Annotated in this window: 6 protein-coding genes; all 6 read right to left on the bottom strand. The window is 67.2% G+C overall.

Annotated features, from left to right (window positions below; all coding sequences use genetic code 11):
• Positions 1–11: 11 nt before the first annotated feature.
• Positions 12–3,236 carry a hypothetical protein gene (locus tag DES44_RS21220; protein WP_058934202.1) on the bottom strand — a complete coding sequence of 1,075 codons (3,225 nt, stop codon included), beginning with the start codon at positions 3,234–3,236 and terminating at the stop codon, positions 12–14.
• Positions 3,237–3,248: 12 nt separating this feature from the next.
• The gene (locus DES44_RS21215; protein ID WP_058934203.1) at positions 3,249–6,539 is read right to left on the bottom strand and encodes a hypothetical protein; all 3,291 of its coding nucleotides are present in this window, start codon (positions 6,537–6,539) and stop codon (positions 3,249–3,251) included.
• 478 nt (positions 6,540–7,017) lie between these two features.
• A complete protein-coding gene (locus tag DES44_RS21210) occupies positions 7,018–9,258 on the bottom strand; it encodes a prolyl oligopeptidase family serine peptidase (protein ID WP_083525397.1) in 2,241 nt (746 codons plus the stop codon).
• A gap of 167 nt (positions 9,259–9,425) precedes the next feature.
• Positions 9,426–10,658 (bottom strand): M20 family metallopeptidase, encoded by a 1,233-nt coding sequence (locus tag DES44_RS21205; protein ID WP_058937248.1) that lies wholly within the window; start codon positions 10,656–10,658, stop codon positions 9,426–9,428.
• A gap of 49 nt (positions 10,659–10,707) precedes the next feature.
• Entirely contained in the window at positions 10,708–12,540 is a 1,833-nt protein-coding gene (uraD, locus tag DES44_RS21200; protein ID WP_083525398.1) for a 2-oxo-4-hydroxy-4-carboxy-5-ureidoimidazoline decarboxylase, read from the bottom strand.
• A gap of 15 nt (positions 12,541–12,555) precedes the next feature.
• Positions 12,556–13,539 (bottom strand): allantoinase PuuE, encoded by a 984-nt coding sequence (gene puuE / locus DES44_RS21195; protein WP_170156720.1) that lies wholly within the window; start codon positions 13,537–13,539, stop codon positions 12,556–12,558.
• Positions 13,540–13,563 lie beyond the last annotated feature (24 nt).

Here is a 13,563-nt window from a genome sequence, read left to right as displayed (position 1 = left end):
GCAACACGGTGTCAGTGAGGGAGCGGGCTCTGCGCGGATGCGGGCGGCTGGTTCGCGGCCCCCCGCATCAGGCGCTCAGGGGGAAGCTTGGGTTTGGGGGCGACGGGTGGGGGCGTTTTCAGTGGGGCATCGGCCGGCCCGAGGCGTCGGATTTCCCGCAGGTAATTCGCCATTTCCGTGGCCCCGATCATGCCCAGCTGCTCCGCGCGGGTGACGGCCTGGTCCACCAGGCTCAGAAGGCCGATCACTTCGCTGCGCTGGTCGGCCGGGTCCGGGGCGGGACCGTCCTGCGGCAATTTGGCATTCAGCAGCAGTTCGCCCCAGAATTCGGCGTGAACGCGCGGGGGTTCCGAGGTGGCCACAGCGGTCGCCAACAGGCTTTGGAGCAGGCTGCTGATGCCGGCTTGCGTCGGGCCGCTCAGTCGAGCCAGGCGGAAACGGGCGATGGCATGCAGCAACATGAGCTGCGGACTGCCGCTCAGGTGATTGGCTTGGCCCAGATCTCGCAATCCCTCGAGCATCGCTTCCACATGCCGACCCAGGCCGGCGATACGCAGGATGGCCTGCGCGTTGCGATTCGAGTCCAGGTCCTGGATGGGGATGAGCAACTGTGCAAGGTCACGCGGAGCGAAAGCATGGCGCTTGTAGGCAAACCCAAAGAGGTTGATCAGCTGCTTGACCGTGTTGGGAAACCGATCCGGCTGCATGGCGTCCAGCAGCAGGCTGCTGTCCCAGTCCTGCGGATGGCGGGGATACCCGTCCAGCAGCGCGACCAGGGCATGCTCCCCCAGGGCCCCCGCTGCCTGGAGCTTGTGCGCCTGCTCCAGCCAGTCCGAACCGTAGTGCGCGCCTGCGGGGTTCTCGAGCAGCGACAGTATCCAGGGCGCGCCGTCTTCCGAACGCGGGGCCAGCAGACGCATCACTTCCGGCTCACGAAGGAATCCGCCCTTGGCGGCCGCTGCAACGGCCTGCCGCCAGGCCGGCAGGCAGGGGTGGCGACCCGACTGCAGCATGACCATCAGCCCTGGCCGATTCGCCGCGTCCCGGCAGGCGAGCTGATCGGAAATCTCCTCGCGCAGAAACACTTGCAGCTGGAAGGCTTTTTGCAGGTGAGCGAGATGCTGCGAGAAGGCGGCCGCATGGCCGTTGCGAATCGCTTTGGCGCTTCCCGAGTCGTGGTTGCGCTTCGGTAGGCCCAGCAATCGGGCCACGTGGTTGTAGCCCAGGACGTTTTGCTTGAACAACCTGACCACGAACTCATCGAAGGCGTCCACCACGTCCGTCTGTCCGTGTTCCAGGGCGGCCGAGCAGCCCTGGCCGTCTTCGCCCCCCAGCAGGTCGACCAGGGAGTTGTCGGGCAGGACGTTTCGCCGTTGAAGCGCTGCCAGTCGATTGAAAAGGACGGTCAGGGCCTCGGCGTTGCCTCGAGCCATCATGGACTCAAGGTCCAGGCACAGCAGATCTTCCAGCTTCTCAAGCGGAAAGGCGCATTTCGTGTGGGCGGCTTCGATCAGGTCCACAAATCCATTGATGGTGGCTCCTGTTGCACCGACGAGAGCGCGGCGGAGGGGTTCAGCCGGCAGCTCGACCAGGGCTTTCACTTCTTCGGTGCTCAGGGCGGGGAGGGCGCTTTCGCATTGAGCCATCCACCGTCTGCGAACCGGATCGCTGGAAGCGGTGAGCGCCCGCAGCAACATGTCAGCACCTCCTGCGCGCCGTACGACCTCTGCAGCGGGCCAGGGGGCCTGGTCGAGCACGGCAGCGAACGACCGCCACATGCCCAAGTTGGCCAGGGTGGGCAGCAGCACGGACAAGGAGGCCTCCGCCAGATTCTCTTTACGCTCGATCCAGGTCTGGAAGTTCCGGTCTCCCTGGGCGCGGCAAAAGGTCGTGAGATTGGCTTCATCGTTCAGCCAGGACATGGGGACCTGCCGTTGCACGCCTGGGGTGTCCGACAGCACGGCGCTGACCAGCGCGGCGGGCGGGGCCATTCGCATCTGGTTCAGGAAGGCCATGGCGTGATGCATCTGTACAGGCTTCTTGGCGGGTGGGGCCTGGGGCGGCTCACGCGCCTCCACCAGAAACAGACGCCAATCGACCTGCATGAGATCCCAGATGCCGTCCTTGGAACCTTCCTGCCAGATGCTGGAGGTGCGCGCAGGCACGATCAGGTTCTGGGCCGCCAGGTGTTCCAGCAGGTCGTGGGTGAGCACGGAGAGGTCCGGCTGCAAGCGCCACGCGTCGGTCTCTTCGTCGCACATCAGCAGGTGGTGCAAACTCACCGGACCATAGGTGGCGCTTACGGCACGGTGAGCGTCGTTGATCGACTTCATGTGGGAGTTCAGATCGGCGTCGGGCGCCAGCGCCTCGGGGGGAAGCTTGCTGCGAAACTGCTCCATGTAGCGCTCGGCCAATTCGCGTGCCAGCAAGACGGGCCGCAGCTGTGCCTTGAGCAGGTTCCTGGCCAGCCCAATCTGATAAGGCTCGATGAGATCGGTCCCGCCGACAAACCAGTCCAAAGCGCCTGGATTGGGAAGATCGAGTTCCATCTTCAGTCGGTTGACCATGTGGACTTCCATGTCTCGGAGCCGATCCTGCCGCTCCGAGAGATGCTGCCGGGTCTGGGCCACGCCGAGCAATGGACGGTTCACCACCTCCTGCAGCAGCGCATCGATGCGCTGCATCAGCAAGTCATGAAACTCGCCGTGGAGCCCGCCAGGGGCGCGGTCCAGGGAGAGTGCGGCGTCGTGGAAGGCGGGCCCGGAGGAGCGGCAGTTGTGCAGCTGTCCGGCGAGTTCCCGAAGGGCCGTCTTGCGTTGATGCAAGTCGATGTCCTGCTCCAGCCGCAGGCAGAAAGTGTCGAAGTTGCGCTTGCCGGACCCGTAGAGCTGCTTCAGCGCGTCACCAAAGAAGGCGCCGTTGTTGTCCAGCAGATTCCGACGGAACGCGCTGAAGCCTTCGCCCATGCTTCGCGCCTCTTCAGGCGTGAAGTGCTGCTTGGCAAACTGCTCGCATTGCTCGATCCGTTCGAGGAGCTGCTGCTGGGCGAGCGTGAAGTCGGGTGAGGCCCTGAATGCCTCGAATCCATCGGAGCCAGTGCTTTCCAGCGCATTGAACGACACCCAGTCCGCTGGGCGGGTGGGCGGCTCCAGCCTGGGCGGCGGCGAGAAGCTGGTCGTCGTGTAGAAATGCGGGACGTCGTTGAGGAACGGCGACACAAGGCGGGGATCAAACATGGCGATAGGGGCTCAGTGAGGGAGGGGGCGGGCGTGGGTGATTGCGTCAGGGGGGGCGTCGTTGGAGGTGTCGAGGGAGCTGTCGTGGGAGGTGCCTTGCAAGGTGTCATGCACGGCGTGACTGGCGTGACTGCCGTGACTGGCGGGCGGCAAGCGGCTGTGCAATTGCTGCCACTGAGGTTCGGTGAGAAGGCCCTGGCGTCGTGCCGCTGCGAGACAGCCGCGGAACACGTCCAGCGACGGTGGGTGATGGACGCGTAGCAGCGCCCTGACGGGGTCTGCGTCCTTGTGATCGGGGAACAGCAGCGTGAGCCAGTCCGACGTGGTGACCGAGCGCTGGGAGGCCATCGCCAGGGACGCGTCCAGCAGCAGTCTCAGCGCCTGCGCATCCCTGTGGCGGATGGCGGTGACGAGGGCGGTCCGGCTGCCGGGCGTCAGCACACCGCGGGCCACGGGCGCACCGGGCGCACCGGGCGCACCGGGCTCAGCGGAGACCTGGCCATTGAGCAACTGGACCAGCGCTGGCGAATGAAGGCAGCCTTTCCCTCCCATCAGGATCAACTGCTTCACAAGGTATTCAAGCCCCTGTCGGTCTCCTTTCTCGATCAAAACCACCAAGGCCGGCCGCATTTTTCGCGTGTGGGGGGCACCGATGAGGTAAGCCAGTTCCTCGGCGGTGAGCAGTTGGGCTGCATGGAGTCCGATCAGGTTGGACAGGTAGCTGGACGAGCGCGCCTGATCCTGGCGCGCCACGATCAAGCGGTACAACAGTGGCGGTCCAAGGCCGAAGAGCTGGTCGGCGCCGCCGCGCAGCAACCGGATGAACTGCCGGCCGTCCAGCGCATGGTCCCGCCGCAGTTCCGCCACCGTCCTGAACCAGGCGGAGTGGGGAGGATGGGAGTCACTCGGAGGGTGAGGCCGCGCACCGACGTCCTCGATCACACGGTGCAAGGCCGGTTGGCCGTCTTCATCCCTGGCTGTGAGCAGGGTCGCCACCGACTCGGTCGTGATCAGCCCTCGCTGGACCGCACTCAGCAGCACGGCCTGCCAGGCTTTCAGGCAGGCCTCGTCCATGTGGTCCAGCAGGGTGTCCAGCCCCAAGGCCTCTCTCCAATTGCAGGTCAGCTGCGGCAGCAGGCGGTCTTTGGGCACCCGTTGGGCCTCAATGGCGTCCATCAGCCAGCCGAAGTAAGTGGTCAGGACCTGGGCATGGCCGTGGAAGACCGCCTCGTGGCTGACGGCGGAGCCGTCTTCCTTCAGATCGGCCACCAGGCGGCGCACCTGCGCAGCGTCGAGCAGTCGCTCGGACTGCAGTTGATCGATGAGCGACAAATACCACTTCAGCGGCTCATCTGTCGGGCACGCCATGGCCCCGTCACAGCCGCAGCCGGCCCCCGATTCGCTCAACCATTTCATCAGGTCATTGCGGCTGATCCAGTGCTCCCGGATGGCGGTGAGCATCATGTTGCGCAGAGGTTCGAGCAGGACGCGTCTTCCCTTGGTCATGACGGACTGCAGCGGGCAGTCCAACAGGGCCATCGCTTTGGATCTCGGCACCTCCCCGCAGGCCAGCGCCAATGTGACCAGATCCGCGATCAGCGACACCCCAAACCGCATCTCGCGCTGAAGCATCTGGGTCAGCAGATTGGCTCGGCCGGCAGGGGCGAGCAGCGCCATCTGGGTGCCGGCATTCAGTCGGGGGAGGGTGTGCTGCCAGTACTGACGCCACGCCTCGCACGCAGACGAGGTGATGGCGTTGACCGCGACATCGAGCAGCGGTTTGGCCTGCACCTTTTGCCAGTGTGCATCCGACAGCGCATGGCCCTGCAACAGGCTTTGGAGCCGGCCGTTGCGGTCCAGGCGGTTCAGGGCTGCGGCCATGTGGAGCCAGTGTTCGGGTGAGAGTCTGGGGTGATCACCGAGCCATTGCGTCCAATGCGTGTCGTCGATGCGGGCCAGCCAGGACCGGCACAAGGCGGGGGTGCAGAGCCAGCGTGGCGGAATCTGCGCCAGAGGCGACGTGGTGTCGTCCCGCAGGGTGGTCGCGAGCAGCGCGTCCCAATAGGCCGGTTTGGGCTTGAGAAGCGTGGGCGCCAGCGCCAATAAATCCGTGACGCGGACCGGACGCAGGCTGGCTGTGGGGGACCCAGGAACGGACTCACTGATCAGGAACAACCCGGTCCCGACCCGCATCAGCACCCGCCGCGACTCGGCGTCCTGCAGCGTGGCCAACGTGTCGCGCGGCTGTTCCACCACGATGGCTTCCCGCTCCAGCGCCTCAAGCATGTCCAGCGTCAGCAGCGACGACCGGTTCTGCCAATGGACTGTGTTCATGTCCTCGCCCAGCGTCAGCAGGCTGTTCATCGACACGGGATGAAGGGCGACTCCCAAGGCGGTGACCGCCTCATGGATCTTCGGCATCGCGGGATTGAGATCCTCCCGCGAGGTCCGCCCTGGCACCTCGGCTGCAAGCTGGCTGCCCAGCGCTTGCCAGTAGCGGTCGGCGAGGTCCTCGGCTACCTGCACAGGGTCCAGGGCCTCGCGCAGGATGCGGTGGTGGCGCGGCTTTTGATCCGGGCGGAACAGGTTTGGGCCCAGGCTGTGGATGTCCGAGTGCGTTGCGCCCGGCAGTCTGTATTCCAGCCGCAGCCGGTTGACCCCATGCACCTCCATCAACGCCCGCCATCGCGCGTCGGTGTGTTCGCCTTCGAAGATGCGGCGCAGCGCGTCGTCTGACCGGTGGGCGAAGATGTCCCAGAAGGCGCCGCGCAGGCCCTCCACCGGCGCTTCCATGGCGTCGGCCGCTTTCAGAAAGGCCGGGCCCGCCGCCTGGCAGAGGTGCAGGGCGCTGGTCAGTTCGCGCAGGCGGGCGCGGCGGAAGTCGAGCGGAAGCGCCTCCTGCGCCAGTCGCTGGCAGAAGCGGTCCATGGCCCGTTTGGCTGGGCCGTAGAGCAGCGGCATCTTGACGCCTGCGAAGCGGCTGCCGTACTGGTCTTGCAGGACGCTGCGCATGCGTTGCAGACCCGCGAGGATCTCGGCGGCCTCTGCGGGCGTGCAGCGCTGCGTGGCGAAGCGTTCGCAGTCGTCCAGTCGCTCCAGCCATTGCCGATGGACCGCCAGAAACGCGGGGGATCGCTCAAACGCCTGGTACTCCCGCGAGAGGAGCTTGTCCGGCCCTTCGTAGGACGTCCAGTCCGCACGCGGGGGCGGCGCTGGCACGCTGGCCGGGGGCGGGTCCAGCGCGGTGGGCGTGTAGAGGTCGCCCGCGAACGCCAGGAAGGGTGTGGTGGGACGAGGGAACATGCCGCTCAGTCATCGGCGGCGGCCCGCAGTGCGCCTCCCATGCGCCGCAAGCTTAGGTCAATTGCATCCGTATGGTGACAAGAACGGTGACAAGAAAAAAGCCCGGCCTGCACATGCAAGCCGGGCAAGAGCGCGGGACACCGCCTGGACACCGGTTCAGGCCGGTGTGGAGCTGCGGCGTGGCGAAAGCGCAGGGGCGCCGGACCGGGCAGCCTGGGTCAGGCTGCATCCTGGGCGCGTCTGAGGGGCGACGATCAAGCCACAGTGGTGTGGCGCGGCGGCCGGGTTCCCCACGAGACCGTGTCTGCGGGACGCCGGGGCGTGGAAGCAACGGGGGTGGGGTCAGGCCGTGTCGTCATGAGCAGCATCTTCGCCGCACGGACGACGGCTGTCCGGTGGAGAACCGGGGGCAAATCCAGCCAAACAAGTAGCCGGTTTATCCCCGTCAGTTCCGGGCAGATTCAGCCGCCGGTCACCCTCAGCGGACGTCCATGCCAAAGGTGTTGGCGATGAAGGCCAGGATGTCGGCCCGCTCCTCGATGATCTTGGAGGTGGGCTTGCCGGCGCCATGGCCGGCCTGCGTCTCGATGCGGATCAGCTTGGGCGCCGGACCGGTGTTGGCCGCCTGCAGCGTCGCGGTGTACTTGAAGCTGTGGGCCGGCACGACGCGGTCGTCATGGTCGCCGGTGGTCACCAGCACCGCCGGATAGCGCTTGTTGTTCTGGATGGTGTGCAGCGGCGAGTACTTGATGAGCCACTGGAAGTCCTCCGGCTTGTCCGAGGTGCCGTAGTCCGACACCCAGGCCCAGCCGATGGTGAACTTCTGGAAGCGCAGCATGTCCATCACGCCCACCTGCGGCACGGCCGCGCCGAACAGGTCGGGGCGCTGGTTGACCACCGCGCCCACCAGCAGGCCGCCGTTGGAGCCGCCGTTGATGGCCAGGCGCTGCGGACGGGTGTACTTGTTCTGCACCAGCCACTCGCCGGCCGCGATGAAGTCGTCAAAGACGTTCTGCTTGCGTTCCTTGGTGCCGGCTTCATGCCAGGAGGCGCCGTATTCACCGCCGCCGCGCAGCACCGCCAGCACATAGACGCCGCCCATCTTCATCCAGGTGGCCGCCGTCACGTTGTAGCCGGGGGTCATCGGCACATTGAAGCCGCCGTAGCCATACAGCAGCGTCGGGTTGTTGCCGTCCAGCTTCAGGCCCTTGCGATGGGCGATGAAGACCGGCAGTTTGGTGCCGTCCTTGCTGGTGACGAAGGCGCGCTTCATCTCGAACTGGTCGGCCTGGAAGGCGGTCTTGGGACGCTTGAACAGCTCCGTCTTGCCGGTCTTGGCATCCAGGCGGTGGATCTCGCCGGGCGAGGTCAGGCTGGTGAAGCTGAAGAAGGTCTCGCTGTCCTGCCACTTGCCGCTGAAGCCGGCGGCGGTGCCGATGCCGGGCAGGCGGATGTCGCGGATGTGTTTGCCGTTGGCGCCGAATTCACGCACCAGGGTCGAGGCATCGGCCAGGTAGCTCAGCAGCAGCCGGCCCCCCACGCCGCTGGCGCCCACCATGGCTTCCTTGGCCTCGGGCACCAGGGTGGTCCAGGCGCTTGCATCCGGCACGGTCCAGTCCTTGCCCAGGTCCACGGCCAGCAGGCGGCCGCGCGGGGCGTCCTTGTCGGTCTTCAGGATCAGGCGCTGGCCGTCCAGCACCACCGGCACGTATTCCGCATCGAAGGCCAGCGTCAGCGGCACCGGCTTGGCGCCGGCATAGCCGCCCTGCGCATCCAGCGGCAGCAGCATCAGGCCGTTCTTGCGGCCAGATCCGGTCCAGATGTTGATGATGGCCAGGCGGCCGTCATCGGTCACATCGGCGCCGAAGCCCCATTGCTTCTCGTCCTTGTTCTCGGCCACCAGCACGTCGTCGGACTGCGGGGTGCCCAGGCGGTGGTAGTAGAGCTTCTGGTAGTAGTTGGCGCCGGTCAGGGCCTCGCCGGCCTTGGGCGCGTCGTAGCGGGCGTAGAAGAAGCCCTTGCCGTCCGGCGTCCAGGAGGCGGAGGAGAACTTCACCCATTCGATGGTGTCGGGCAGGTCCTTGCCGGTGTCCAGGTCCCGGACCTTCCAGGTTTGCCAGTCGGAGCCGGCGCCGGCGATGCCGTAGGCCAGCAGCCGACCATCGCGGGAGAAGGCGGTGCCGGACAGGGCCACCGTGCCGTCCTTGGACAGCGTGTTGGGGTCCAGCGCGATCTGCGGCGTGTCCTTCAGCGAACGGGCGGTGTAGAGCACCGCTTGCTGCTGCAGGCCGTCATTGCGGGTCCAGAAGTAGCGGTTGCCTTCCTTGACGGGCACGCCGAACTTCTCGAAGTTGTAGAGCTCGGTGTAGAGCTTGCGGGCAGGCAGGCGCTGCGGCATGGCCTGCAGGAAGCGGTCGGTGACGGCGTTTTGCGCCATCACCCAGGCCTTGGTTTCCGGGCTGTTGTCGTCTTCCAGCCAGCGGTAGGGGTCCTGGACGATGGTGCCGTGGTAGTTGTCGGACTGCTCGACCTTGCGGGTGACTGGGTAGGTCAGCGGCGCTGCAGGCGCGGCGGTGCTGACGCTGGCGGCTGCGGCGGGAGCGCTGGCCGACTCCTGCGGGGAAGGTTGCTGGGAGGGCGTCTGGGATTGCGCCACGGCGGACAGCTGGGCGCAGACGCTCAGGGCCAGGGCGGCACCGAGGGAGAGTCGGAAAGTCATTGAGCGGAACTCCAGGGAGTCGATGAGACATCGCCGCGCCGTGGGGCTCGTGGCCCCGGCGGGCGGGGTGCGGTGCGGGCATTGTGCACAGTCTGGGCGGGCATGACTTCGGTCACTCAGGGGAACTACCCAGGCAAAGCCTGCCCCTGGGACGGGTCACGCGCGGATCATCCGGCTTTGAGCAGGTCGTAGAGCGTGCGCGCCACCACCTTCGTGGCGCGGCGAAGGTCCTCCAGCGACAGGCGCTCGTCCGCCCGCTTGGCATGGGACTCCAGCACCGTGCGCGGACCGGCGCCGTAGATGGCCGCGGGAATGCCGTGCTCGCCGTACAGCCGCACGTCGGTGTAGAGCGGCGTGCCGGAGGTCGGCACTGGCTCGCCGAAGACGGCCTGGCCGTGACGCTGTAGCGCCTCCACCAGCGGCTGGTTGCCGGGCAGCGGTTGCAGCGCGCGGGCCAGCAGCAGGCGGCGGATGTCCACGGTGATGCCCGGCAGGCTGGCGGTTGCGGTCTGGATGACGTCGCGGATCTCCTGTTCCACCGCCACCGGATCTTCTTCCGGAATCATGCGGCGGTCGAGCTTGAGCACCACCTTGCCGGGCACGACATTGGTGTTGGTGCCGCCTTCGATGCGGCCGACATTCAGATAGGGATGGGTGATGCCGGCCACCTGCGAGCGGATGCCGCGGTAGACCGCATTGCGCGCATACAGCGCCTGCAGCAGCACGACCGCGGCCTGCAGGGCGTCGACGCCGGTGTCCGGAATGGCGGCGTGGGCCATCTTGCCGTGCAGCGTCACCTCCATCTGCAGGCAGCCATTGTGGGCGGTCACCACCTGGTAGCTGAAGCCGGCGGCCAGCAGCAGGTCGGGGCGGGTCAGGCCTTGTTTCAGCAGCCAGCCGGGGCCGAGCTCGCCGCCGAATTCCTCGTCATAGGTGAAGTGCAGTTCCACGCCGCCGCGCAGCGGTTGGCCCAGGGCCTCCAGCGCACGCAGGGCGAAGGTGTAGGTGGCGAAGTCGCTCTTGCTGACGGCAGCGGCGCGGCCGTAGAGCTGGCCGTCCTCGATCTGCGCGCCGTAGGGATCATGGGTCCAGCCTTCTCCCGGCGGCACCACGTCGCCATGCGCGTTCAGGGCCACGACCGGGCCACCCTCGGCGTAACGGCGACGCACGATCAGGTTGGTGATCGAAGCCAGGCCGTAGTCGCGCACCTCGGCCTCGGGGACGGCATGCCGCTCCGCTGTCAGCCCCATGGCGTCGAGCAGCTCGGCGGTGCGCTCGGCATGCGGCGCATTGTTGCCGGGCGGGGTGTCGGTGGGCACGCGGACCAGGGCCTGCAGGTAGGCCACCTCGTCATTGAAGTGGACGTCGATCCAGGCGTCCAGGGCTTCGTAGGCAGTCATCTCGGACATCGGTGACATCGGGGGCATGGCGTTCTTGGGGTTCATGGGATCACAGACCTTCCAGCAGCGCCAGGAACGCCTGGACGCAGAGTTCGGTGTCGTCGGTGGTGACCGACTCCAGCGGGTTGTGGCTGATGCCCAGGTTCAGGCCGCGCTGGAACAGCATGGCCTGCGGCATCACTTCATGCAGCTTCATCGCGTCGTGGCCGGCGCCGGACGGCATGCGGTAGACGGGCAGTCCCAGGGCCTGCACGGCGGCTTCCCAGCGCTGCTGCCAGGCGGGGGCGCTGGGGGCCGCGGGGACGGCCATGGTGCGCTGCAGCTGCACATGCACGCCGCGGCGCTGGGCGATGGCGTCGAGCGCCGCACGCACGTCCTGGTCCAGCAGGTCGCGGGCCTCATTGGTGGTGGCGCGCAGGTCCAGGCTGAACAGGCAGCGTCCCGGCACGACATTGATGGAGCCGGCCGGCACCTGCAGTTGGCCGACAGTGCCGACGGCATCGGGGATGGCGGCCGCCCGCTGTTCCACGAAGAGGATCAGCTCGGCCACGGCGGCGGCCGCGTCCCGGCGGCGATCCATCGGCGTGGTGCCGGCGTGGGAGGCCAGGCCGCGCACCTCGCCCACGTAGCGGACGCTGCCGTTGATGGAGGTGACCACGCCCAGTGGCAGGTCCAGCTCGGCCAGCACCGGGCCTTGTTCGATGTGGACCTCGACGAAGCCCAGGTACCGCGACGGATCCCGCCGCAGGGTCTCGATGGCCGCCATGGTGCCGGGCAAGCCGGCGTGCAGCATGGCCTCGCGCATGGTGACGCCGTCGGTGTCGCGCTGGTCCAGCCAGGCCGGGTCGAAGTGGCCGGTGAGGGCACTGGAGCCGAGGAAGGTGGCGCCATACCGCTGGCCTTCCTCTTCGGCAAAGCCGACGACCTCGATGCCGCAGTCCAGCCGGCGCCCTTGCAGATGCAGCTCGCGCACGCAGGCCATCGGCACCAGGATGCCCAGCCGCCCGTCGTACTTGCCGCCGTTGCGCACCGTGTCGTAGTGGCTGCCGGTGAGCAGGCGCGGTGCATCCGGCGAGTGGCCGTGATAGAGGCCCACCACGTTGCCCACTGCATCGAGCGAGACCTCGTCGAAACCGCATTGCCGCATCCAGGCCATCAACTGCGTCGCCGTGGCTCGATGCGCCTCGGTCAGGTAGGTGACGGTGAGCTGGCCCTGCTCGGCAAACCCCGGGTCGGAAAACCGCGCCAGCGATTCGGCCCAGTCCCACACCTGTTCCCCGAGGGCAGGACGCACCCCGAAGCGGTCATTCAGGCGGATCTCGGCGATGCGGTGGATGTTGCGCAGGCATTCGGCCCGTTCCACGTCCGGGTGGCCCAGCAGTCGGCGCGCGAAGGTGTCGATGATCTGCTGCCGACTCAGCCCCAGGCCTCGCGGCCCTCGCACCGCCAGGATGAAGGGCCAGCCGAAGCGCGCGTTGTAATCGGCATTGAGCTGCTGGAGCTGCTTGAATTCTTCCGGCGTGCAGTGGGTCAGGCCGGCCTTGCTCTGCTCCTGGCTGGATTCGGCGGTCAGGCTGTTGTCCACCATCGCCTTGCCGGCCAGTTCCGGATGGGCGCGGATCAGGCCGAGTTGCTCGTCCGTGGTGGCGGTGCGCACCACTTCGGCCAGTGCTTGCTTGAGGCCCGCCAGGCTGGTGAATCCGCCGGCGGGCTGACGGGCATGGGCGCGCTGGGCGATCCAGGGCGAGTGCTCGTAGATGCCGTCCAGGGCGGCCACGAAGCCGGCTTCGTCGGCCGTGGCCAGCTGGGCCAGGGTCAGCGGCGAGGCGGACGCAGGGGTGGGGCTTGGGGCGCCGGAGGCGCTTGCGGGAATGCTGCTCATCGTAGGGCTCGGGGCTCAGCCCCAGACAAAGGCGGTGGCGGGATCGAAGGGATGGGTCTGGCGCCAGTGGCGGGCGATGTCCACGCGGCGGGTGATCCAGACCCGGTCATGTTTCTCGATGTGGTCCAGGAAGCGCTGCAGCGCCCGCATGCGGCCGGGCCGGCCCAGCAGGCGGCAGTGCATGCCGATGCTCATCATCTTCGGATGCTCCGCACCTTCGGCATAGAGCACGTCGAAGCTGTCGCGCAGGTACTCGAAGAATTCATCGCCGTGGCTGAAGCCTTGCGGCAGGGCAAAGCGCATGTCGTTGCAGTCCAGGGTGTAGGGCACCACCAGATGCGGCGCCAGCGAGCCATCGGTCTTGCGCACCTGCAGCCAGAAGGGCAGGTCGTCCCCGTAGTAGTCGCTGTCGTATTCAAAGCCGCCGAAGTCCGCCACCAGGCGACGGGTGTTGGGACTGTCGCGGCCGGTGTACCAGCCGGCCGGCCGCTCGCCGGTCAGGCGCTGCAGGATGTCCATGCCGGTTTCCATGTGCTGGCGCTCGGTGGCTTCGTCCATGCCCTGGTAGTGGATCCAGCGCCAGCCGTGGCAGGCGATCTCGTGATGCAGCTGCACCAGCGCCTGCGTCAGCTCCGGATGCCGCTCCAGCGCCATCGACACGCCGAACACCGTCAACGGCAGGGCGCGTTTCTCGAATTCACGCAGCAGCCGCCACACCCCCACGCGGGAGCCGTATTCGTAGATGCCCTCCATGCTCAGGTGGCGGGCGGGGTAGGCGGCCGGATTGAACATCTCGGAGAGGAACTGCTCGCTGCCGGCATCACCGTGCAGCACGGAGTTCTCGCCGCCTTCCTCATAGTTCAAGACGAATTGCACGGCGATGCGGGCCTGACCGGGCCACTGGGCCTGCGGGGGATGCTCTCCGTAGCCGATCAGGTCCCGCGGATAGCCGGGCGATCGCTGCAGGGAGGCGGGGGACGGTGCGGGGGCCATGGGCATGAGGGGGTCTCCGGGAATCGTCGC

This window comes from Roseateles depolymerans (genome assembly GCF_003387155.1).
Lineage (GTDB): Bacteria > Pseudomonadota > Gammaproteobacteria > Burkholderiales > Burkholderiaceae_C > Roseateles > Roseateles depolymerans.
Note: the sequence above shows the minus strand (reverse complement) of the source record. Positions and strands in the feature narration are given on the sequence as shown.